This window comes from Streptomyces sp. NPDC041108 (genome assembly GCF_055592645.1).
This window is the reverse complement of sequence record NZ_JBVIYK010000005.1, coordinates 110946-133204: the sequence shown is the minus strand read 5'-3', so window position 1 is coordinate 133204 and position 22259 is coordinate 110946. Positions and strand designations below refer to the sequence as shown.

Genomic DNA, 22259 nt, shown 5'->3' with positions numbered 1-22259 from the left:
GGGGCTCCTGCCTCAGATCGCGAGCTGCTGCTCATCGCGGTTCAGCCAGCGGCGGTAGACGGAGGTGAAGACGATCAGGATGGCCAGCAGCAGGATGCCGTAGGCCGCCGACTGCGCGAAGTCACGCGGCTGCTGCCCGAAGCCGAGGTAGTACGCCCAGGTCACGAGGATCTGCGCCTCGGGCGCGGTGTCGCCGAACAGCAGGAAGATGACGGCGAACTGGTTGAACGTCCAGATGACGCCGAGGAGGACGACGGTGGAGCTGACGGAGCGCAGGCCCGGCAGGGTGACGTGGCGGAAGCGCTGCCAGGCGCTCGCGCCGTCCATCTCGGCGGCCTCGTACAGGGTCGAGTCGATGGACTGCAGTCCGCCGAGCAGCGAGACCATCATGAACGGCACGCCGCACCAGGTGTTGACCATGATCGCGGCGAACCGCTGCCAGAAGGTGTCCTCCAGCCACAGCGGCGCCGGCAGGTGCAGTGCTTCGAGGCCGGCGTTGATGACACCGCCGTCGGCGAGCATGAACCGCCAGCCGAACACGGTGACGAAGGTGGGGACGGCCCACGGCAGGACCAGGATCAGCCGGTAGAGGGTGCGGCCGCGCAGCTTCTGGTTGAGCAGCAGCGCGAGGCCGAGGCCGATGAGGTAGTGCAGGGCGACGCACAGGGCCGTCCAGACGATCGTCCAGACGAAGTGCGACCAGAAGCGGTCGTAGGAGGTCGGTCCCCACAGGATGTCGGCGTAGTTGTCGAAGCCGATGAACTCGTAGGTGGCCTCGATGCGGTTGACGCCGATCGTGCGCGCCGAGTTGAGGCTGTTGGCGTTGGTGAGGGTGAGGTAGAAGCCGCGGACCAGCGGATACAGCACCAGGACGCCGAGCACGACGACCACCGGGGCGATCATCGCGTACGCGTACCAGTACCGCTGGTACGACTGCCTCAGACGCGTCAGCCGGCCCGGGCGCCCGCCCGGTCCGCCTCGGCGCTTGCCGGTCGCACGGTCGATGGCGACTGTCATCGTTCGACACCTTCTGGAAGATCAGGGGCTGGGCCGCTCGGGGCTGGGCTGTGGGGGCCGGCCGGTGGCCGCCGTGTTCCGTCCCCGGAGCACCGGGGCGGGACGCGGCGGCCACCCGGGGTCACTTGCTGAAGTCCGGGACCAGCTTGGCGATCGCGGTCTCCGCGTTGCCGAGGCCCTTGTCGAGGGGCTCCTTGCCGCCGGCGATCGCGAGCAGCTCGGTGTCGAGCGGGCCCCACAGGGAGCTGTACTCGGGCAGCTCGGGGCGCGGCCGGGCGGCGGCGAGCACCGTCTGGTAGCCGGCGATGCCCGGGTCGGCCTTGACCTCGGCGGTGTAGGCGTCGTCGCGCGTGGGCAGCGTGGAGTTCTTCAGGGCGATGGTCTCCTGGGACTTCGCCGAGGTCATGAAGTCGACGAACTTCAGCGACGCCTCCTGGTGCGCCTTGTCCGAACCGGCGTAGACCGACAGGTTGTGGCCTCCGGTCGGGGCGCCCGCCTTGCCGGAGGTGCCGGCCGGGACGGTGGCGATGCCGAGGTTGGCCTTGTCCTTGAACGCCGAGCCCTTGTAGAAGTTGGTGATCTCCCACGGGCCCTGGATGATCGAGGCGACCTTGCCGTTGACGAAGGCGTCCTGGATGTGGGCGTAGGCGTCGGCGGTGGTGTCCGCCTTGTGCAGGCCCTTGCCGTCGAAGAGGCCGAGCCAGGTGCCGTACGCCTTCTCGGCCTCGGGGGAGTTCACGGTGATCTTCTTGGCGGCGACGTCGACGGTGTCGGTGCCGTCGCCGTAGAGGAAGGACTGGGCGTAGTAGGCCTGGGTGGAGCCCCAGTAGCCGTCGACGCCGGTCTTGCCCTTGATCGTGGCGGCGTCCTTCTTCAGGTCGTCCCAGGTCTTGGGGGCCTCGGTGAGGCCGGCCTTCTCGAAGAGATGCTTGTTGTAGACCAGCGCGAGGGTGTCGGTGACGAACGGGACGCCGTAGGTCTTGCCGTCGTACTGGGCCTGCTTGATCAGGCTGGGCTGGAACTTGTCCTGGTCCTTGAGGGCCTCGGTGCCGTCCAGCGGCAGGAAGAAGCCCTTCTTGGCGAAGGCGGGGGTCCAGCCGACCTCGGAGCGCAGGATGTCCGGGGCGCCCGTGGCACCGGCGGCGGTGTCGAACTTGTTCTGCGCCTGGTCGAAGGGCACGTTGACGTACTTGACCTTGATGTCCTTGTGGGCGGCCTCGAACTCCTTGACCAAGGCCTTGTACGTCGGTGCCTCATTGGTGGCGTTGGAGGTGTCCCACCAGGTGATGGTGACCGGACCGCCGGCCGAGTCGCCGCTGTCGCTTCCGCCGCAGGCCGTCGCCGTGAGGGCGATCGACGCCGCCAGCGCGGTGGCCGCTATGCCACGCCGCATGAGATCTCCTTGAGGGTGAAAGCCCGTGTGCCGGGAGGGAGGGCCCCGTCTGCCGTCCCCGCCGAGTGCCGGCGCGCCGTTGCCGCCGCCGGGCGTGGCCGAACGTAACAGCGATGTAAGCCGGACGAAAGACCTTGCTGCAAAAAAGTGCAAGAACCGGTGATGGTTACTCCGTCGTGACCTGCTGCTGACCCCCGCGCAACCCTGCATCCGGGCCGATCAGTGGGCCTTGGGGCGGCTATGAAAGACTCTGCAAGCTCTTGCCACGACGCGCGCGTACGGGCAATCATCACTCCGTCGGCGCCTTGCGGAGCGCGGGTCGTGGGCTGCGGCAGCCACCCCGTTCCCGCGCGAGGGCGCCCCCCACGGACACCGACCAGAATCACGAGGGACCGCGATGACGCAGCAGCCCGCAGCGGGCCGCACCCCCGCCCGCACCCGACGCCGGGCCGGTGGGCAAGCGCAGGCCCGGCCGGTACAGTCCAGTGCTGTGACCACACGGCTTGCCGACATCGCAGCCCAGGCGGGGGTCAGTGAGGCGACTGTCAGCCGCGTCCTGAACGGGAAGCCGGGCGTCGCCGCGACCACTCGCCAGTCCGTTCTGGCCGCCCTCGACGTCCTGGGCTACGAACGGCCCGTACGCCTGCGGCAGCGCAGCGCGGGACTGGTGGGCCTCATAACCCCGGAGCTGGAGAACCCCATATTCCCGGCCCTGGCCCAGGTCATCGGCCAGGCGCTGACCCGGCAGGGCTACACCCCGGTCCTCGCCACCCAGACCCCCGGCGGTTCGACCGAGGACGAGCTGACCGAGATGCTCGTCGACCGCGGGGTCGCCGGCATCATCTTCGTCTCCGGTCTGCACGCGGACACCTCGGCCGACATGCAGCGCTACGAGCAACTGCGAGCCCAGGGCGTGCCGTTCGTCCTCGTGGACGGCTTCTCGCCGAAGGTGCAGGCCCCCTTCATCTCGCCGGACGACCGGGCGGCGATGGCCCTCGCGGTGACGCATCTGGTGTCGCTGGGGCACACCCGGATAGGGCTGGCTCTCGGCCCGAAGCGTTTCGTGCCGGTGCAGCGCAAGATCGAGGGCTTCGTCCGCACGATGCAGGACCAGCTGGGGCTGGCGGCCGCGACGGTCGAGGCGGAGCTGGTCCAGCACTCCCTCTACACCCTGGAGGGCGGCCAGGCGGCGGCCCTCGCGCTCATCGACCGGGACTGCACGGCGGTGGTGTGCGCGAGCGACATGATGGCGCTCGGCGCGATCCGGGCGGCCCGCCAGCGTGGCCTCCAGGTGCCGCAGGACGTCTCGGTCGTCGGCTTCGACGACTCCCCCCTGATCGCCTTCACCGATCCCCCGCTGACGACCGTCCGCAAGCCGGTCCCGGCGATGGGGCAGGCGGCGGTGCGTACGCTGCTGGAGGAGATCGGCGGGACCCCGGCGCCGCACAGTGAGTTCGTGTTCATGCCGGAACTGGTGGTGCGGGGGTCGACCGCTTCGGCTCCTGGGGACCGGAGTCGTACCTAGGACGGAGAAGACGGGGGTGGGCGCGATACGTACGGAGGAGAGGTGCCTCCGCTGTACCCCGACGAACGTGCGTGATGAACCCGACCAGAGGATGATCGGTGGGGTACCGCTTATCTGGCAGACTCTGTGCCCATGGGTGAGGCGACCGTGACGACACTGGAGGAAGGCCGGGAGCAGGCCGCTCCGCGGTCCGTCACGGACGCGCCGGGGCGGGGGTTCCTGCAGCGGCTGAGGGCTCCGCGACGCCCGCGTCTGTGGTTCGAGATCCTGCTGATCGCGGTGAGTTACTGGACGTACTCGCTGATCCGCAACGCGGTTCCCGAGCAGAAGACGCAGGCCCTCGCCAACGCCGACTGGATCTGGAAGGTGGAGCACCACCTGGGGATCGCGGTCGAGGAGACGATCAACCATTCCGTGAACTCGGTGACATGGCTGATCGTCGGCATGAACTACTACTACGCGACCCTGCACTTCGTCGTCACGCTCGGTGTCCTCACGTGGATCTACCGTAGTCATCCGGGCCGCTACGCGGCGATCCGTCTGGTCCTCTTCGCCACCACCGCCGTCGCCCTGGTCGGCTACTACTTCTACCCGCTGGCCCCGCCCCGGCTGATGACCGGCGAGCACTTCATCGACACGGTCGTCGTCCACCAGACCTGGGGCTCGATGGCCTCCGGCGACCTGAAGAACATGTCGAACCAGTACGCCGCGATGCCGTCGATGCACATCGGCTGGTCGCTGTGGTGCGGGCTGACGATCTTCGCGCTGGCGTCGGTGCCGTGGGTGCGGGTGCTGGGCCTGCTCTACCCCACGCTGACGCTGGTCGTGATCGTCGCCACCGCCAACCACTTCTGGCTGGACGCGGTCGGCGGCATGCTGTGCCTCGCGTTCGGCTACGCGGTGGCCCGGGTCTGGTACGGGTCGCTGCCGTACGCGCTGCCCCGCCAGGTCGCGGTGGGGACCGGGGAGAGGGAGCCGGCCCCGGTCAAGGCGTAGCGCCGGAGCCGGGGGCCGTTCCGCGTGGGCCCGAGGCGTCGGCGGCCTCCCGCAGCGCCCTGACGAACGTGGTCAGGGCCGGCTGCGGCGGAGCCGTCTCGCGGACGGCCGCGTGGATGGAGCGCCGGGGTTCCGGGCCGGTGAGGCGGCGTACGACGACGTCCGGGTGGGGGTTGCCGAGGCCGAGACCGGGGACGAGTCCGACGCCCAGTCCGGCGGCGACGAAGCCCTGCGCGGTCGTGTAGTCCTCGCTCTCGACGACGAACCGGGGCCGGAATCCGGCCTCGGCGCACGCCTCCAGCTGCGCGTCCAGACACGGCCCAGGCCACTCGCTGCCGACCCATGGTTCGGCGGCGAGGTCGGACAGCGCCAGGTCGGTCCGGCCCGCGAGGGGGTGCGCGGCGGGCAGGACGGCGAAGTAGGTGTCGTCGAGCAGGTGCAGCAGCCGTAGGCCGTCGGGGGCGGCGCCGCGCGGCCGTACGACGAGGGCGAGGTCGGCCCCGCCCTCCTTGACGGCCGGGAGCGGGTCGTCGGGGTCGATGAGCCTCAGCTCGACCCGGACGCCGGGATGCTCGGCACGCAGCCGGGCGACGGCGGGGGCGACCAGGGCGGCGCCGGCGGTGGCGAAGTACCGCACGGCCAGCCGTCCCGTGCGCCCCGCCCGCAGGTCGGCCAGCGCGGTCTCCGCCTCCGCGACCTGCCGGCCGATCGCGCCGGCGTACTCGGTGAGCAGCAGCCCGGCCGCCGTGGGCCGGACGCCGCGTCCGACCCGCTCCAGCAGGGCTGTCCCGGCCTCCTTCTCCAGCGCCGCCACCTGCTGGCTGATCGCGGAAGGGGTGTAGCCGAGGGCGGTCGCGGCCGCCGTCACCGAGCCGCTGGTCACCACGGTCCTGAGCACCTGCATCCGACGCACATCGAGCATGTAGACCAGCTTAAAGGTATGTGCATCATTCTTCGCTTGTCCTTATGTGTCGGCGGTCCGATGGTGGGGGCATGCCTCTCGCGTCCACACTCCGCATGGCCGTGCTCGCCCTGCTCTGGGGTTCCGGCTTCCTCTGGATCAAACTCGCCCTCCACCACGGGCTGTCCCCGCTGGCGATCACCGTCGCGCGTTGCGCGCTGGGCGCGGGGGTGCTGCTCGTCCTCGCCCTCGTCACGCGTCAGCGCCTCCCCCGCGACCGGCGGACCTGGGGGCACCTCGTGGTGGCGGCCTTCTTCTGCAACGCCCTGCCCTTCGCCCTCTTCGGCATCGGCGAGCAGACCGTCGACTCGGGCACGGCGGGTGTGCTCAACGCGACGACCCCGCTGTGGGCCCTCCTCCTCGGCCTCCTCCTCGGCACCGACCGCCCCCTCTCCCCCGCCCGCCTCACCGGACTGCTGCTCGGCTTCACGGGCGTCCTGCTGATCTTCGCGCCCTGGCAGCGTGCGGGGCTGATGACCGGGGGCGCGCTCGCGCTGCTCGGGGCGGCCCTCAGCTACGCGGTGGCCTTCGCGTACATGGGCCGCCGCCTGACGGGCCGCGACGCCCCGCTGGCGGTGTCCGCCGCGCAGCTCCTCACCGCGACGGGGTGGGCCGCCCTGGCCCTGCCCGCCGGCGGTCCGGGCACCGCCGGGGTGGACGCGACCGCCGTGGTCGCGGTCACCGTCCTGGGCGTCTTCGGCACGGGCGTGACCTTCTACCTCAACTACCGCCTGATCGAGGACGAGGGCGCGACGAGCGCGGCGGCGGTCGGCTATCTGCTGCCGGTGGTGTCGGTCACGCTGGGCGCGCTGTTCCTGGACGAGCGGGTGGGGGCCCGGGTGGTCGGGGGGATGGCCGTGGTCCTGGTGGGGGTGGCGTTGACGCGTCGGGGCAAGGGGGTGGCCCCGGCTGGGGGGAAGGCGGCCCAGGTCGCGGGGCGCGCCGGGGCGGCAGGTGCGGGCCGTGCCGCGGCCACGGCTCCGGATCCGGTGGTGGGCCCCACCCGCTGAGGAGGCCCCACGTGTCGCAGCGCACCGCGGCTTCGACGGCGCCCGTCTCACCCCCCGTAGAACAACTCCTCCACCACGCCCCGCGCCCGTCGCGTGATCCGGCGGTAGTCGTCGAGCATGTCGCCCACGTGTCCGGGGCCGTATCCCAAGTAGCGGCCCACGGCACCGAGTTCGCGGCCGTCGGAGGGGAAGGTGTCGCCTGCCCGGCCTCGGACGAGCATCACGGCGTTGCGGACGCGGGTGGCCAGGACCCATGCCTCGTCCAGGGTCGCCGCGTCCTCGGCGCTCACCAGCCCGGCCGCGAGCGCGGCGGCCAGGGCCTCGCGGGTGCGGGTCGTGCGCAGGCCCGGCTCGCTGCGGGCGTGCCGGAGCTGGATGAGCTGGACGGTCCACTCCACGTCGGACAGACCGCCGCGGCCGAGCTTGGTGTGGAGGGTCGGGTCGGCGCCGCGCGGCAGCCGCTCCGTCTCCATCCGGGCCTTCAGGCGCCGGATCTCGCGCACCGCGTCGTCGCCGAGTCCGTCCGCCGGATAGCGCAGCGGATCGATGAGGTCGACGAAGCGGCGGCCCAGCTCCTCGTCACCGGCCACGGGTTCGGCACGCAGCAGGGCCTGCGACTCCCAGCCCAGCGACCAGCGGCGGTAGTAGGCCTCGTACGACTTCAACGTGCGTACGACGGGGCCGGACTTGCCCTCGGGGCGCAGGTCCGCGTCGATGAGGAGGGGCGGGTCGGCGCTCGGGATCTGGAGCAGGCGGCGCATCTCGGCGACGACCGCGTTCGCGGCGCGGGACGCCTCCTGCTCGTCGACGCCCTCTCGCGGCTCGTGGACGAACAGGACGTCGGCGTCGGAGCCGTAGCCCAGTTCGTGGCCGCCGAAACGGCCCATGCCGATGACGGCGAAGCGCGTGGGGAGGGTCTCGCCCCAGCGGTCGCGGACCACGGCCCGGAGCGTGCCCGCCAGGGTCGCGGCATTGAGGTCGGAGATCGCGCCGCCGACGAGGTCGACGAGGGCGCCCTGGTCGGCGGTGGCCGGGGTCTCCTCGGTGCCGTAGGAGCCGACGATGTCCCTGGCGGCCGTACGGAAGAGTTCGCGGCGGCGGACCCCGCGCGCGGCCGTGACCGCCTGCTGGGCGCCGTCGGCGCGGTTCACGGCCGCGAGGATCTCCTGCTCCAGGTGGGCGCGCGTACGGGGGTCGAGTCCGCCGGCGCCACCGGCGGCCCCGTCCCCGTCGCCGAGGAGCGAGACGGCCTCGGGGGCGCGCATGAGCAGGTCGGGGGCGAGACGGCCGGCGGAGAGCACCCGGGCCAGGTTCTCGGCGGCCGCCCCCTCGTCGCGCAGCAGCCTCAGGTACCAGGGCGTCTTGCCGAGCGCGTCCGAGACCTTGCGGAAGTTGAGGAGTCCGGCGTCCGGGTCGGCGGAGTCGGCGAACCAGCCCAGCAGGACCGGCAGCAGCGTGCGCTGGATGGCCGCCTTGCGGGAGACGCCGGAGGCGAGGGCCTCCAGATGGCGCAGGGCGGCCGCCGGGTCCGCGTACCCGAGGGCGACGAGGCGTTCGCGGGCCGCGTCGGCGCTCAACCGGATCTCGCCGGGCGCGAGTTGGGCGACGGCGTCGAGGAGCGGACGGTAGAAGAGTTTCTCGTGCAGCCGGCGGACGACGGCCGCGTGGCGCCGCCACTCCCGGTTCAGTTCCACGACCGGATCGGTGCGCAGGCCGAGCGAGCGGCCGATGCGCCGCAGGTCCTCGTCGTCCTCGGGGACGAGGTGGGTGCGGCGCAGCCGGTAGAGCTGGATGCGGTGTTCCATGGACCGCAGGAAGCGGTAGGCGTCGTCGAGCTGGGCCGCGTCGGCCCGTCCCACGTATCCTCCGGCGGCCAGCGCGCCCAGCGCGTCGAGCGTGGTCCCGCTGCGCAGTGAGGTGTCGCCCCGCCCGTGCACGAGCTGGAGCAGCTGGACGGCGAACTCGACGTCCCGCAGGCCCCCCGGCCCGAGCTTGAGCTGCCGGTCGACCTCGGCGGCCGGGATGTTCTCGACGACCCGACGGCGCATGCGCTGCACGTCGGCGACGAAGTTGTCCCGCTCGGCGGCCTGCCAGACGAGGGGCTGGAGCGCGCTGACGTACTCCTCGCCCAGTTCGAGGTCCCCCGCGACCGGCCGGGCCTTGAGCAGCGCCTGGAACTCCCAGGTCTTCGCCCACCGTTGGTAGTACGCGAGATGGCTGCTCAGCGTGCGGACGAGCGGCCCGTTGCGTCCCTCCGGCCGGAGATTGGCGTCGACGGGCCAGATGCTGCCCTCGACGGTCGTCTCCGAGCAGATCCGCATCATGTGCGAGGCGAGGCGGGTGGCGGCGCGGACCGCCTTCTGCTCGTCGGCGCCGTCCGCGGTCTCGCCCACGAAGATGACGTCGACGTCGGAGACGTAGTTCAGTTCGTGGCCGCCGCACTTGCCCATCGCGATCACCGCGAGCCTGCACAGCGCCGCGTCCTCCGGTGCGGCGGCACGGGCGATCGCGAGGGCGGCGCGCAGGGTGGCGGTGGCCAGATCGGCGAGTTCGGCGGCGGTCTGGGCGAGGTCCGTCGTACCGCAGACGTCACGGGCGGCGATGGAGAGCAGACAGCGGCGGTATGCCACCCGCAGCGAGACCGGGTCGGTGGCCTCGGCGAGCCCCTGCTCGAACTCCTCGACGCCCGGATGCAGATCCTGGGACTCGTACGTCACGAGCGCCTGCCAGTCCTGCGCGTGCCGGGCCAGATGGTCGCCGAGCGCGGCGGACGCGCCGAGCACCCCCAGCAGCCGGTCCCGCAGCGGCTTGGCCGCTATCAGCGTGTCCAGCACCGCCCGCCGCGCCGTACGGTCCGGCTGCGCCTCCAGCAGCCGGACGAGGCCCAGCAGCGCGAGGTTCGGGTCGGCGGTCGCCCCCAGCGCGTCCAGCAGCACCGGGTCGTTGCGTACGCCGGACAGCTCCTCGCTGTCCAGCAGCCGCTCGGCGGCGCTCGGATCGGTGAACCCGTGCCGCAGCAGTCGTGTGAACGTGCTGCTCCTGCGCCCCGGCGCCGTCATCCCCGGCCTCCCGTCGGATCAAGCCCGCTCATCCGCTCACCCGATCACCCGACTTCGTCGATCAAGGTCGTACGGGCACGAGCCTAACCGGAGTGGCGGACGGAAGCGCCGGTCGGCCGTCGGCCGGGTTCGGTGCCCGCTCGTCGGCGACCAGGGACTTCGCGGACCGCGGCCGGTGTCCGTGCCGGTTCCGCCGTCCCGGGGGGCCGCATGCGCCGCGATCGCCGCTAACCTGCCGACGTGGGGGGCGAAGAGGACGCTGAGGGCGGCGAGGGCGGCGGGGGCGCGGCACGACCCCGGTCGTGGCGGGCGGCGGTGTCGTCGGAGACGGTGGCGTCCACCGTGCTGCTGGAACTGGCCGGTGCCGTCGTCGCCGGGCTCATCGCCCTGGTGGGGTGGCCGTTCGGGTGGCTGCCCGACCCCGGTCTCCTCGCGCTCACGCTGAGCATTCCCGCGTGGCAGCCGTCGGCGGAGCTGTACCGGGACGCGCGACCGCCGCGCGGGCGTGCCCTGACGGCCGCCTTCCTGACGCTGGCTGCGGTGTCGCTGCTGGCGGCCACGGCCGTGAACCGGGCGCTGCCCGCCACGGCCGACCCGGGCATCGGTCTCCTCGTCGGCTACGCCCTCGCGATCCCCGTCGGCACGGCCGTGCTGGTCCGGTTCCTCGGCACCCCGGAGGCGTCGTGACCCCGGCCCGCGGTCCACGGCCGCCGCGCTCTTCCCGGCCCTGCCGGAGGCCGAGGCGCGCCGCTGTCCGGCCGCGGCGGACGACGGACACGGGCGCCCATGGTTTCACGGTGGCGCCCGGCACGGTTTTCGGCTTCGGTGAGGGGGAGCCGTTCGGCCGGACGCGGTGGCGGTCCGGCGGGCACGAAGGCCCGCGCGAGAAGCGCGGGGAACGCGAGAAGCACCGGAAAACGCGAGAAGCACGGGGACCCGGCACGTACGTCGTGCAGGGACACTCCCGTCGACGGCGACTTGGAGGACGAGGGATGCAGTACACGCTCGAAGTGATTCCGCTGCCCGTCAGCGACATCGACCGGGCCCGGGACTTCTACCGGGACAAGGTCGGCTTCCACGTCGACATCGACCAGGAGGTCATGCCGGGCATGCGGATCGTCCAGCTGACTCCCCCGGGCTCCGGCTGTTCCATCGCCCTCGGCGACGCCATCTGGGACATGGCCCAGGGGACCAAGCCGACTCCCGGCGCGTACCAGGGCCTCCAGCTCTGCGTCGCCGACATCAAGGCAGCCCACGCCGAACTCCGCGCACGCGGCCTCGACGTCTCGGACCCCGTCCAGTACGCCCCCGACGACGGCGCCACCTTCATGTACTTCACGGACCCGGACGGCAACGGGTGGGCGATCCAGGAGTACCGCCGCAGGGCCACGGAGCCCCTGCACCAGGTACTGGCGGACCTGGCGGAGCAGCGCTAGCGGCAGCGTGCCCGCCCGCCCGCGTTCCGGCGGGCGACATGCCGTGGGGCCGACGGTCCTCGACCGTCGGCCCCACGCGCCGCTGCAGCAGGAAACCCGCTCCGACCTGCGCCTACAGCACCGGCAGGTTCTTCCGCAGCTCGAACGCGGTCACCTCGCTGCGGTACTCCTCCCACTCCTGGCGCTTGTTGCGCAGGAAGAAGTCGAAGACGTGTTCGCCCAGGGTCTCGGCCACCAGGTCGCTGCGCTCCATGAGGGACAGGGCCTCGCCCAGGTTCTGGGGGAGCGGCTCGATGCCCATCGCGCGGCGTTCCGCGTCCGAGAGGGCCCAGACGTCGTCCTCGGCGCCCGGCGGCAGCTCGTAGCCCTCCTCGATGCCCTTGAGGCCGGCGGCCAGGAGCATCGCGTACGCCAGGTAGGGGTTCGCGCCGGAGTCCAGGGAGCGGACCTCGACCCGCGCCGAGCCGGTCTTGCCGGGCTTGTACATGGGGACGCGGACCAGGGCGGAGCGGTTGTTGTGGCCCCAGCAGATGTACGAGGGGGCCTCGCCGCCGGCTCCGGCGGTGCGCTCGGAGCCGCCCCAGATGCGCTTGTAGGAGTTGACCCACTGGTTGGTCACGGCGGCGATCTCGGCCGCGTGCTTGAGCAGGCCCGCGATGAAGGAGCGTCCGACCTTGGAGAGCTGGTACTCGGCGCCCGACTCGTAGAACGCGTTGCGGTCGCCCTCGAAGAGGGAGAGGTGCGTGTGCATGCCGGAGCCGGGGTACTCGGAGAACGGCTTCGGCATGAACGTCGCCTGGACGCCCTGCTCCAGCGCCACCTGCTTCATGACCAGGCGGAACGTCATGATGTTGTCGGCGGTGGAGAGGGCGTCGGCGTAGCGGAGGTCGATCTCCTGCTGGCCGGGGGCGCCCTCGTGGTGGGAGAACTCGACCGAGATGCCCATGGACTCCAGCATGGTGATCGCCTGGCGGCGGAAGTCCATGCCGACGTTCTGCGGGGTGTGGTCGAAGTAGCCCGAGTTGTCGGCCGGGGTCGGGCGGGAGCCGTCCGTCGGCTTGTCCTTCAGGAGGAAGAACTCGATCTCGGGGTGGGTGTAGAAGGTGAAGCCCAGGTCGGAGGTCTTCGCCAGGGCGCGCTTGAGGACGTAGCGCGGGTCGGCGAAGGACGGGGAGCCGTCGGGCATGAGGATGTCGCAGAACATCCGGGCGGTGCCGGGGGCCTCCGCGCGCCACGGCAGGACCTGGAAGGTCGACGGGTCCGGCTTGGCGATCATGTCGGACTCGTACACCCGGGCGAAGCCCTCGATGGCCGAGCCGTCGAAGCCGATGCCCTCGTCAAACGCCTGTTCCAGCTCGGCGGGGGCCACGGCGACGGACTTCAGGAAGCCCAGCACGTCCGTGAACCACAGGCGTACGAAACGGATGTCGCGCTCCTCCAACGTACGGAGCACGAACTCCTGCTGCTTGTCCATCTTCCGCTTCCACCCATTCCTTGCTGGTCAGGCCGCCTTGCTCCCGAGCGACGGGAGGCGGTCGGGCACCTGAGCATCCCACCACAACACCATTTCGTACGCGTTGCGCACCTTGATCGGCTGACCGGCCTCCGGCCGAACGCCCGGCATACGGTAGGTGTACCTCCCGCCGTGCGGGTGTACCGCTCTCGGTGCCGTTCAACCGCTCTGCCGCCCATCTTGCCTGCTCGGGCCGATATCCGTAACGCCCGTGCCGTTCCGTGGACGGGCCGCGGCGCCGGCCGGGCGGCATGCGAGGCGGGATCCCTCGTTTACGAGAGGGAGCGGATCAACTTACGATCAGCTGATCCGACCGCCCCATCCGACCCATCCCCCACTAAGGACACACCCCATGGCCGCCAAGACCAACAGCAGCGGGGACCGCAAGGCACGCATCGAGGCGATGCGCCGTGCCGAGCGCTCCCGTGAGCGCCGGAACCGGATCCTCACGATCGGCGCCAGCGTGCTGATAGTCGCCGGCCTCGTGGTGGGCGGGACCGTCCTGATCCGCTCGCAGTCCGGCGACAGCGGCAGCGTGGCGAGCGACTCCAAGTCCACGGGCAAGTGGAAGACCGGGTCCGACGGCGTCAAGAGCTGGAGCACCAAGCTCACCCAGAACCACGTCACCAAGAGCGTGAAGTACCCGATGGAGCCCCCGGTGGGCGGCGACCACAACCCGGTCTGGCAGAACTGCAACGGCGACGTCTACGACAAGGCCGTCAAGAACGAGAACGCCGTGCACTCCCTGGAGCACGGGGCGGTCTGGGTGACGTACAACAGCAAGGCCCCTGAGGCCGATGTGAAGGCGCTCGCGGAGAAGGTGAAGAAGACGCCGTACACGCTGATGAGCCCGGTCGAGGACCAGAAGGACCCGATCATGCTCAGCGCGTGGGGCCACCAGCGCACGGTGACCGGCGCGAAGGACCCGAACGTCGACAAGTTCTTCGAGTCCTACGTCCAGGGCGAGCAGACGCCCGAGCCGGGTGCCGCCTGCACCAACGGCATCTCCTAGCGTCAGCGGCCTGGGACAGTGGGAAGCATGAAGCACATCGGTTGGATCGCCTCCGGGGCCGCGACGGTGCTCGTCGCGGCCGGAGCGATCACCTACGCGGTCGCCGACGGCGACGAGTCCGGGCTCAAGGCCCCCGCCGCCGACTCCGCGGACGCGGGGTTCGCCCGGGACATGGCCGTCCATCACCAGCAGGCCGTCGAGATGTCGTACACCGTGCGCGACCGGACGGACGACGAGGAGGTCCGGCGGCTCGCGTACGACATCGCGCAGACGCAGGCCAACCAGCGCGGCATGATGATCGGCTGGCTCGATCTGTGGGGTCTGCCGAAGGTGTCGTCGGACGAGCCGATGGCCTGGATGGGCATGGGCGGCATGGCCTCCGGCGAGGACGGCGCGCTGATGCCGGGCATGGCCACCGACGCCGAGATGGACAAGCTCGGCGAGCTCAACGGCAAGCGGGCGGAGATCTTCTTCCTCCAGCTGATGATCGACCACCACAAGGGCGGCGTCCACATGGCGCAGGGCTGTGTCTCCAAGTGCACGGTCGGCGTGGAGAAGAAGCTCGCGCAGGGCATGGTCAACGCCCAGGAGTCCGAGATCTCGTTGATGACGGGGATGCTGAAGAAGCGAGGGGCCGCGCCGCGGTAGCTCTCGGCCGGCGTGCGGGGGGCGCGGGAACGCCGGTGCACGGGGCGCGGGAACGCCGGTGCACGGGAACGCCGGGGCACGGGGCTCCGGTGCACGGGGGCATGGGGGCGCACCGAACGTGGGGCGCCCCACACCCCATAGTGTCGCTCTGACGATTACACTGGCCCCGTGCCTCAACTTCGTCTCGCTTTGAATCAGATCGACTCGACGGTCGGCGACATCGCCCAGAACGCCGAGGCGGTGGTCCGCTGGACCCGGCACTCCGCCGAGCAGGGAGCGCATCTGGTCGCGTTCCCCGAGATGGTGCTGACCGGGTATCCCGTCGAGGACCTGGCGCTGCGCCAGTCCTTCGTGGAGGCCTCCCGCTCCGCGCTGGGGGCGCTCGCCACGCGGCTCGCCGACGAGGGCTTCGGGGAGCTGCCGGTGATCCTCGGCTACCTCGACCGTTCCGAGTCCGCCGCCCCGAAGTACGGCCAGCCCGCGGGTGCCCCGCGCAACGCGGGGGCGGTGCTGTACCGGGGCGAGGTGGCGCTCACCTACGCCAAGCACCACCTCCCCAACTACGGCGTGTTCGACGAGTTCCGCTACTTCGTGCCCGGCGACACCATGCCCGTCGTACGGCTGCACGGCGTCGACATCGCCCTCGCCATCTGCGAGGACCTCTGGCAGGACGGCGGCCGCGTGCCGGCCGCCCGGTCCGCCGGGGCCGGGCTGCTGCTGTCCATCAACGCCTCGCCGTACGAGCGCGACAAGGACGACACCCGCCTCGAACTGGTCCGCAAGCGCGCGCAGGAGGCCGGCTGCACCACCGCCTACCTGGCGATGATCGGCGGCCAGGACGAGCTGGTGTTCGACGGCGACTCCATCGTGGTGGACCGGCACGGCGAAGTGGTCGCGCGGGCGCCGCAGTTCTCCGAGGGGTGCGTCGTCCTCGACCTGGAGCTGCCCGCGGGCGCCGCCGAACCGGTCACCGGGGTCGTCGACGACGGGCTGCGCGTCGACCGGCTCGTCATCTCCGAGGAGCCGCTGCCCGCGTACGAGCCGGAGCTGACCGGCGGGTACGCGGAGCGCCTCGACGACGACGAGGAGGTGTACTCGGCGCTGGTGGTCGGTCTGCGGGCGTACGCGGCGAAGAACGGCTTCCGGTCCGTCCTGATCGGCCTCTCCGGCGGCATCGACTCGGCGCTCGTCGCGGCACTCGCGTGCGACGCGCTGGGGGCGCAGAACGTGTACGGCGTGTCCATGCCGTCGAAGTACTCGTCGGACCACTCCAAGGGCGACGCGGCGGAGCTGGCGCGCCGCACGGGGCTCAACTTCCGGACCATCTCGATCGCTCCGATGTTCGACGCGTATATGGCGTCGACCGAGCTGACGGGCCTGGCGGAGGAGAACCTCCAGTCCCGGCTCCGGGGAACGCTGTTGATGGCGATCTCCAACCAGGAGGGCCACATCGTGCTGGCGCCCGGCAACAAGTCGGAGCTGGCGGTGGGGTATTCGACGCTGTACGGCGACTCGGTGGGGGCGTACGGCCCGATCAAGGACGTGTACAAGACGTCGGTCTTCCGGCTCGCCGAGTGGCGCAACCGGGCGGCGGCGGAGCGGGGCCAGACCCCGCCGATCCCGGAGAACTCCATCTCCAAGCCGCCGAGCGCCGAACTCCGTCCCGGCCAGGTCGACACGGACTCCCTCCCGGACTATCCGGTCCTGGACGCGATCCTGGAGCTCTACGTCGACCGCGACCAGGGCGCCGACGCGATCGTGGCCGCCGGGTTCGACCGGGAGCTGGTCGTCAGGACGCTCCGCATGGTCGACACCGCCGAGTACAAGCGGCGCCAGTACCCGCCGGGCACGAAGATCTCCCCGAAGGGGTTCGGCAAGGACCGCCGGCTGCCGATCACGAACCGGTGGCGCGAGCAGGCGTAGGCGGGACCGGGGCTCTCTCAGGCCGCCGGGTCGCGCAGCCCGACGCAGTCGAGGGCCCAGAACGGCTCCGCGTAGACGAAGGTGCCCGTCATCCACGGCTCGTGCGTGGACAGACGGGCGACCTGGAACGCGGCTTCGGGAATGCGCAGCGACGGCGGGCGGAAGCCCGCCGCGACGGCGCCCTCGAAGCCGCGCGTGCCGTAGTAGTGCGGTGAACCCTCCACGAAGACCAGCGGCACCCCCTGCCCGTCGGCCGCCGCGAGGGCGTGTGCGACGAGCCGGGTGCCGATGCCCTGTCCCTGCAGGCCGGGGACCACGCCCAGCGGCGACAGGGTCAGGACGTCCACGATCCGGCGCGGCGCGTCCAGCCGCGCCGCGCTCAGCAGGACGTGCCCGACGACCCGGTCGTCGACGGTGGCGACGAAGGACATCGGCGCCGTGGCCGCCGGCGCGGTGCGCAGCGCCTCCACGAGCCCGGGAATCCGCTCGCCGTCACCGAACGCACGGGTGTGCACCTCGCGCACCGCTCGGTGGTCGTCGGCGGCCTCCCACCGGATCACCGGGTCCGTAGCGGGGGGACCGGTCCGTGCGCCCGTGGGCGTGCCCTGTGCCGTCATGGCCGCGAGGGTAGGCCCGGGGCGGCCCGGACGCGAGCGGATTACCGCACGCGGTCGGCGGGGCCCGGGGACACGCCCGGCCCCCGTCCCGGGAGAGCCCGGGGCCGGGGGCGGGTCATCCGCGGGGGGGCGAGAGCGATGACGCGCCGCTCGCCTCGGGCCCGTACCGCTCGCGCTCGCCTCAGACGCGTACGGCCGCCCAGCCCAGACGCGTACCGCTCGCGCTCGGGTCAGACACGTACCGCTCACGCTCTGCCCAGACGCGTACCGCTCGCGCTCGGCTCAGACGCGTACCGTCTCCCGCTCGCCCGGCACGTGGGATGCCACCACGCGCGCGTGGCTCCGGCCGGCGTGTGCCGGTGCGGCGGTGCGGCGGGCGTCCACGGTGCGGGCCACGGCCGCGACCGCCAGGCCGACCAGTGCGAGGCCCGCGCCCACCGTCGCCGGGGCGGTCGCGCCGAGGCCGGCGGAGAGGGCCAGCCCGCCGGTCCAGGCGCCGCCGGCGTTGGCGAGGTTGAAGGCGGCCTGGTTGGCGGAGGAGGCGAGGGAGGGGGCCGCGGCGGCCTTCTCCATGACCATCAGCTGGAGGGGCGAGCCGGTGGCGAAGGCGGCGACGCCGAGGAGCAGGACCGCCAGGGCGGCGCTCCACCGGGCGGACATCAGGACCGGGAACAGCGCGAGGATCAGGATCAGCGAGGCCAGGCCGCCGAAGAGCGTGCCCCGCAGGGAGTGGTCGGCGAGACGGCCTCCGGCCAGGTTGCCGATGGTCGCCCCCACGCCGAACAGCGCGAGCAGCAGGGTCACGCTGCTCCCGGCGTACCCGGCGGACTCCGTGAGCATCGGCGTGATGTAGCTGTAGGCGGAGAAGAGCGCGCCGAAGCCGGCGACGGTCGTGCCGAGGGCGAGCCAGACGGGGAGCGAGCGCAGGGCGCCCAGTTCGCCGCGCAGACCGGCCGTCGGGGCGGCGGCGTGGTCGCGCGGGAGCAGGAAGGCCAGGGAGGCGATGGCCGCCAGGCCGATCGCACTGACACCGAGGAAGGTGATCCGCCAGCCGAAGTGCTGGCCCACGAGGGTCGCGACCGGTACGCCGGCGACGTTGGCGATCGTCAGGCCCAGGAACATCAGCGAGACCGAGCGGGCTTTGCGCTCCGGGGCGACGAGGCCGGTCGCGACGACCGCGCCCACGCCGAAGAAGGCGCCGTGCGGCAGACCGCTGAGGAAGCGGGCGGCGAGCAGCCAGTGCTCGTCGGGGGCGAGCGCCGACAGCGCGTTGCCGACGACGAAGAGGACCATCAGCCCGATCAGGACCTTGCGGCGGGGCAGCCTGGCCGTGAGCGCGGCGAGCAGCGGGGCACCGATGACGACACCCAGCGCGTAGGCGGAGACGAGGTGGCCGGCGGCGGGGATCGAGATGCCGAGGTCGGCCGCGACCTCGGGGAGGAGGCCCATGATGACGAACTCGGTCGTGCCGATTCCGAAGGCGCCTACGGCGAGTGCGAGCAGGGCCAAGGGCATGGCGGGACCTTTCGGGGAGAGCGGGGGGATGGCGGGGTTCCGTTTCATCGTATGTTCCTCTACGGAACAAACTCGAACCGGGGATCTGTTCCCCTCCCCCTCGCGGCCGCCTCACCAGCGGCGTCAGCTCCCGGACGTGTCGATCGTCACCCGGGCCGCCACCGGCAGATGGTCGCTGCCGGTCTCCGGCAGGGTCCAGGACGCCCGCGGCTCCATGCCCCGGACCATGATCTGGTCGATGCGGGCCATCGGGAACGAGGCGGGCCAGCTGAAGCCGAAGCCGTCGCCCGCCGCGCCCTGGGTGGAGCGCATCTGGGCGGTGACGGCGTTCAGGGCCCGGTCGTTCATGGTGCCGTTGAGGTCGCCGAGGAGGGCGACCTGCGCGATCGGCTCGTCGGCGATGGCCTCGCCGAGGGCGTTGGCGCTCTTGTCGCGCTGGCGGGCGGTGAACCCGGCCTCCAGCTTCACCCGCACCGAGGGCAGATGGGCGACGTAGACGGCGACCGGCCCGACCGGCGTCGCCACCGTCGAACGCATCGCGCGCTCCCAGCCGAGCTTGATGTCGACCGGCTCGGTGCCGCTCATCCGGTACTTGCTCCACAGGCCGACGGTGCCGACGACCTCGTGGTACGGATACGTCGCCGCCAGCGCCTTCTCGTACACCGGCACCGCGTTCTCGGTCAGTTCCTCCAGGGCCACCACGTCCGCGCCGGAGGAGGCGACCTCGCGGGCCGTGCCGGACGGATCGGCGTTGTCCGCGTTGACGTTGTGGGTCACGACGGTGAAGTCACCGCCGCTGACGGTCTTGCTGGTGACGAGTCCGCCGAAGGTGTTCAGCCAGACGACCGTGGGCACCAGGAGCGCGACGAGCGCGGTCGCCGACCTGCGCACCAGCGCGAGGATCAGCAGCAGCGGGATCGCGACGCCCAGCCAGGGCAGGAACGTCTCCGTCAGACTGCCGAGGTTTCCCACGGCGTTGGGGACCTGGGCGTGCAGCACCATGACCAGTGCGACGAGGACCGCGAGGACGGCGAGGACGATGCCACGCCGCCAGATCCGACGGTCCCCTCTCCAGCCGCCGAAGAGGCGGCCCAGCAGGCGCCGGAGCCGGTTTCGTTCGCGGCCCTGGCCCGTGTCGCCGCCGCCCGTCTCCGTCATGTACGCCTGCGCCATACCGTCGCCTCACTGCCTGCCGTGCACTCTTCCCCGCGACTAAAGACCCTAGGGGATGATCGCCGCCGATCCCGACGCCGCGTCGCGGCCTTGCGGGGACGAGGACGAACAACTCGCTGTTCGGAGTTCCGAACCGGCCGTCAGGACCCGACGTCTGTAACGAAACGCGCACATCGCTGTGACTCACTTCGCAGAGGGACGAAGCCCTTCGAGCACGGTGTCGACGATGTTCTCCGCGAGACCCTCGGGCAGCGGCGCCTCCGGGCGCATGACGGTGCGCACGAGCATGGGGCCGAAGACCAGGTCTCCGACGAGGTCGAGGTCGACGTCGGCGCGGAGTTCGCCGTTGTCCCGGCCCCGGCGCAGGACTTCGGCGAGGGCCCGGCGGCGGGGGGCGACGACCTCCGCGTGGTAGGCGTCCCAGATCTTGGGGCTGCTCTTCATCTGGGCGATGACGTTGTGCAGGATCGCCGACGGCCGGTTGAGCAGGCCGCGCCTGCGTGCCGCCTCCAGGAAGACGACCAGGTCGTCGCGCATCGAGGTGCCGGGCAGCACGGGGTCCGGGGGTTCCGCGGCGCGCAGTACGTCGACGAAGAGCGCTTCCTTGCCGCTCCAGCGCCGGTAGATGGTCGCCTTGCCGACACCGGCGGTGCGGGCGACCCGTTCGATCGACAACTCCGCGAGCGGCACGCCCTCCTCGAGGAGTTTCATCACGCCTTCGACGATGGACCGCTCCACGGCCTCGCTGCGGGGACGTCCGCGGACGGGCCCCGCGTCCCGGACGCGGCCGTCTGCGGCGTGGCTCTCGGCGAGGCTCAAGGTCGACTCCGTCTCTGTGTGTCGTGGGACCGGACCGATTGTCGGGTCAGTGGTCGACGGCCGCCAACTCGGGCTCCTCCTTGTCCTCCTGGCCGCCCTTCGGCCGTCCCGGCAGGAACATCGCCATGGCCACGGCGCCCATCAGGGCGACCCCGGCCCCGCACAGGGCGGTCACGTGCATGGCGTGCAGGAAGGCGTCGTGGGCCGGGCCGACCAGGGCCTCGCCCCGCTCGCCGAGACGGGCGGCGAGGCCGAGGGTCGCCTCGATGGACTCGGCGGCGGCGTGCGGGGCGCCCGGGGGCAGCTCGCCCTCGATGCCGCCGCGGTAGGCGGTGGACAGCACCGAGCCGAGGACGGCGATGCCGAGGGCGCCGCCGACCTGGCGGAAGGTGTTGCTGAGCGCGGAGGCGGAGCCGGCCTTCTCACGCGGCAGCGCCTGCATGATGACGACGCTGAGCGGGGTCATCACATGGGCCATGCCCACGCCCATGAGGAAGAAGATGACTTCGAGGATCCAGATCGGCGTGTCCGCCTCCAGTACGGCGAACGCGGCCAGCATCCCGGCGATCAGCGTCATGGCGGCCGTGCACACCGCGCTGTTGCCGAAGCGGTCCACGACGAGACGGGCGCGCGGCGCGAAGACGAACTGCGCGACGGCCAGCGGCAGCATCAGCAGGCCGGTCTGGAGCGGGGAGTAGCCGCGCACGGTCTGGGTGTAGAAGACGGAGAAGAAGGTCACGCCCATCAGTGCGAAGAAGACCAGGCCGATGACGCCGATGGACGCGGAGAAGACCTTGTTCCGGAAGAACGACATGTCGATGGACGGGTGGTCGCTGCGCTTCTCGAACACCACGAAGGCGGCGAGGACCGCGAGTCCGGCCGCGACGGTGGCGAGGACCGTGACATCGGCGAAGTCGGCGAGCTGGCCGCCGCGGATGATGCCGTAGACGAGCAGGACGAGGCCGACGACGGAGAGCACCACCCCGACGGGGTCGATACGACCGGGGTCGGGGTCGCGCGAGTCGGGCACCAGCCAGATCATCAGACCGAGCGCGAGGGCGACGATCGGCACGTTGACCAGGAAGACCGAGCCCCACCAGAAGTGGTCGAGCAGGAGACCGCCGGTGATCGGGCCGATGGCGATGGCGAGACCGACGCCGCCCGCCCAGATGCCGATGGCCTTGGGCTGCTCGTCGCGCTCGAAGACGTTCATCAGGACGGCGAGGGTGGCGGGCATCACGAAGGCGGCGCCGAGCCCCATCACGGCGCGGAAGACGATCAGCTGCGCCGGGGAGCCCGACATGGCGGCCAGCGCCGAGCCGAGGCCGAAGACCACGAGTCCGCCGAGCAGCACCTTCTTGCGGCCGAGCCGGTCGCCGAGCAGTCCCGCGGAGAACAGCAGTCCCGCGAAGACGAGCGTGTAGGCGTTGATCGCCCACTCCAGCTCGCTCTGGGTGGCGCCCAGACCGGTGGGCTCGGGGGTGGAGATCGTCTTGATGGCGACGTTGAGGATCGAGTTGTCGAGCACCACGATCAGCAGGCTCAGCATCAGCACGCCGAGGATCACCCAGCGGCGCCGGTGCACCGCCGCCGGTATGCGGGAATCAGGGACTGCGGTAGTCATGTCGTCGAGCCTAGACCT

Annotated in this window: 19 protein-coding genes; 8 read left to right on the top strand and 11 right to left on the bottom strand. The window is 71.6% G+C overall.

The features are described from left to right. Window positions 1-12: 12 nt before the first annotated feature. Complete coding sequence (locus ACZ6BB_RS16320) at window positions 13-1017, bottom strand: carbohydrate ABC transporter permease (RefSeq protein WP_471615847.1); 1005 nt, start codon at window positions 1015-1017, stop codon at window positions 13-15. A 121-nt stretch (window positions 1018-1138) separates the two neighbouring features. After that, window positions 1139-2410 (bottom strand): extracellular solute-binding protein, encoded by a 1272-nt coding sequence (locus ACZ6BB_RS16315; RefSeq protein ID WP_471615846.1) that lies wholly within the window; start codon window positions 2408-2410, stop codon window positions 1139-1141. 490 nt (window positions 2411-2900) lie between these two features. Between ACZ6BB_RS16315 and ACZ6BB_RS16310 the strand changes: the two genes are divergently transcribed. Together ACZ6BB_RS16310 and ACZ6BB_RS16305 are read left to right on the top strand one after the other, a co-directional pair. Continuing rightward, window positions 2901-3935 (top strand): LacI family DNA-binding transcriptional regulator, encoded by a 1035-nt coding sequence (locus ACZ6BB_RS16310; RefSeq protein WP_471615845.1) that lies wholly within the window; start codon window positions 2901-2903, stop codon window positions 3933-3935. 132 nt (window positions 3936-4067) lie between these two features. Further along, window positions 4068-4931 carry a phosphatase PAP2 family protein gene (locus ACZ6BB_RS16305; protein WP_471615844.1) on the top strand — a complete coding sequence of 288 codons (864 nt, stop codon included), beginning with the start codon at window positions 4068-4070 and terminating at the stop codon, window positions 4929-4931. On the opposite strand, the gene ACZ6BB_RS16300 is transcribed toward ACZ6BB_RS16305, so the two are convergent. Then, window positions 4921-5853, bottom strand: coding sequence for a LysR family transcriptional regulator (locus tag ACZ6BB_RS16300; protein ID WP_471615843.1), 933 nt, complete (start codon window positions 5851-5853; stop codon window positions 4921-4923). The genes ACZ6BB_RS16305 and ACZ6BB_RS16300 overlap by 11 nt on opposite strands. A gap of 71 nt (window positions 5854-5924) precedes the next feature. On the opposite strand from ACZ6BB_RS16300, the gene ACZ6BB_RS16295 reads away from it, so the two are divergent. Next, entirely contained in the window at window positions 5925-6902 is a 978-nt protein-coding gene (locus tag ACZ6BB_RS16295) for a DMT family transporter (protein ID WP_471615842.1), read from the top strand. Between the two features lie 47 nt (window positions 6903-6949). Here ACZ6BB_RS16295 and ACZ6BB_RS16290 read toward each other — a convergent pair whose 3' ends face one another. Further along, complete coding sequence (locus ACZ6BB_RS16290) at window positions 6950-9961, bottom strand: bifunctional [glutamine synthetase] adenylyltransferase/[glutamine synthetase]-adenylyl-L-tyrosine phosphorylase (RefSeq protein ID WP_471615841.1); 3012 nt, start codon at window positions 9959-9961, stop codon at window positions 6950-6952. 240 nt (window positions 9962-10201) lie between these two features. On the opposite strand from ACZ6BB_RS16290, the gene ACZ6BB_RS16285 reads away from it, so the two are divergent. Both ACZ6BB_RS16285 and ACZ6BB_RS16280 read left to right on the top strand, forming a co-directional pair. Continuing rightward, window positions 10202-10648, top strand: a complete 447-nt coding sequence (locus ACZ6BB_RS16285; protein WP_471615840.1) for a hypothetical protein — start codon at window positions 10202-10204, stop codon at window positions 10646-10648. A 305-nt stretch (window positions 10649-10953) separates the two neighbouring features. Further along, on the top strand, window positions 10954-11397 hold the full coding sequence (locus ACZ6BB_RS16280; protein WP_471615839.1) for a VOC family protein: 444 nt from the start codon (window positions 10954-10956) through the stop codon (window positions 11395-11397). Between the two features lie 112 nt (window positions 11398-11509). On the opposite strand, the gene ACZ6BB_RS16275 is transcribed toward ACZ6BB_RS16280, so the two are convergent. Both ACZ6BB_RS16275 and ACZ6BB_RS16270 read right to left on the bottom strand, forming a co-directional pair. After that, complete coding sequence (locus tag ACZ6BB_RS16275; protein ID WP_471615838.1) at window positions 11510-12871, bottom strand: glutamine synthetase family protein; 1362 nt, start codon at window positions 12869-12871, stop codon at window positions 11510-11512. Window positions 12872-12898: 27 nt separating this feature from the next. Then, window positions 12899-13021: a hypothetical protein gene (locus ACZ6BB_RS16270; protein WP_471615837.1), complete on the bottom strand. Its 123-nt coding sequence runs from the start codon at window positions 13019-13021 to the stop codon at window positions 12899-12901. Between the two features lie 241 nt (window positions 13022-13262). On the opposite strand from ACZ6BB_RS16270, the gene ACZ6BB_RS16265 reads away from it, so the two are divergent. The 3 genes from ACZ6BB_RS16265 (at window position 13263) to ACZ6BB_RS16255 (ending at window position 16493) form a co-directional block, all read left to right on the top strand. Next, window positions 13263-13922, top strand: a complete 660-nt coding sequence (locus ACZ6BB_RS16265) for a DUF3105 domain-containing protein (protein ID WP_471615836.1) — start codon at window positions 13263-13265, stop codon at window positions 13920-13922. A gap of 27 nt (window positions 13923-13949) precedes the next feature. Continuing rightward, the gene (locus ACZ6BB_RS16260) at window positions 13950-14570 is read left to right on the top strand and encodes a DUF305 domain-containing protein (RefSeq protein WP_471615835.1); all 621 of its coding nucleotides are present in this window, start codon (window positions 13950-13952) and stop codon (window positions 14568-14570) included. A gap of 168 nt (window positions 14571-14738) precedes the next feature. Beyond that, window positions 14739-16493, top strand: coding sequence for an NAD+ synthase (locus ACZ6BB_RS16255; protein WP_471615834.1), 1755 nt, complete (start codon window positions 14739-14741; stop codon window positions 16491-16493). 17 nt (window positions 16494-16510) lie between these two features. Here the strand turns inward: ACZ6BB_RS16255 and ACZ6BB_RS16250 are convergent, their stop codons facing one another. The 5 genes from ACZ6BB_RS16250 to ACZ6BB_RS16230 all read right to left on the bottom strand — a co-directional run bounded on the left by ACZ6BB_RS16250 (window position 16511) and on the right by ACZ6BB_RS16230 (window position 22241). Next, the gene (locus ACZ6BB_RS16250; protein ID WP_471616156.1) at window positions 16511-17053 is read right to left on the bottom strand and encodes a GNAT family N-acetyltransferase; all 543 of its coding nucleotides are present in this window, start codon (window positions 17051-17053) and stop codon (window positions 16511-16513) included. A gap of 339 nt (window positions 17054-17392) precedes the next feature. Continuing rightward, window positions 17393-18625, bottom strand: a complete 1233-nt coding sequence (locus tag ACZ6BB_RS16245; protein ID WP_471615833.1) for an MFS transporter — start codon at window positions 18623-18625, stop codon at window positions 17393-17395. A gap of 123 nt (window positions 18626-18748) precedes the next feature. Next, a complete protein-coding gene (locus ACZ6BB_RS16240; RefSeq protein ID WP_471615832.1) occupies window positions 18749-19798 on the bottom strand; it encodes an endonuclease/exonuclease/phosphatase family protein in 1050 nt (349 codons plus the stop codon). A gap of 183 nt (window positions 19799-19981) precedes the next feature. Then, window positions 19982-20617, bottom strand: coding sequence for a TetR/AcrR family transcriptional regulator (locus tag ACZ6BB_RS16235; RefSeq protein WP_471615831.1), 636 nt, complete (start codon window positions 20615-20617; stop codon window positions 19982-19984). A gap of 46 nt (window positions 20618-20663) precedes the next feature. Next, the gene (locus tag ACZ6BB_RS16230) at window positions 20664-22241 is read right to left on the bottom strand and encodes an MFS transporter (protein ID WP_471615830.1); all 1578 of its coding nucleotides are present in this window, start codon (window positions 22239-22241) and stop codon (window positions 20664-20666) included. Between the last annotated feature and the right edge of the window lie 18 nt (window positions 22242-22259).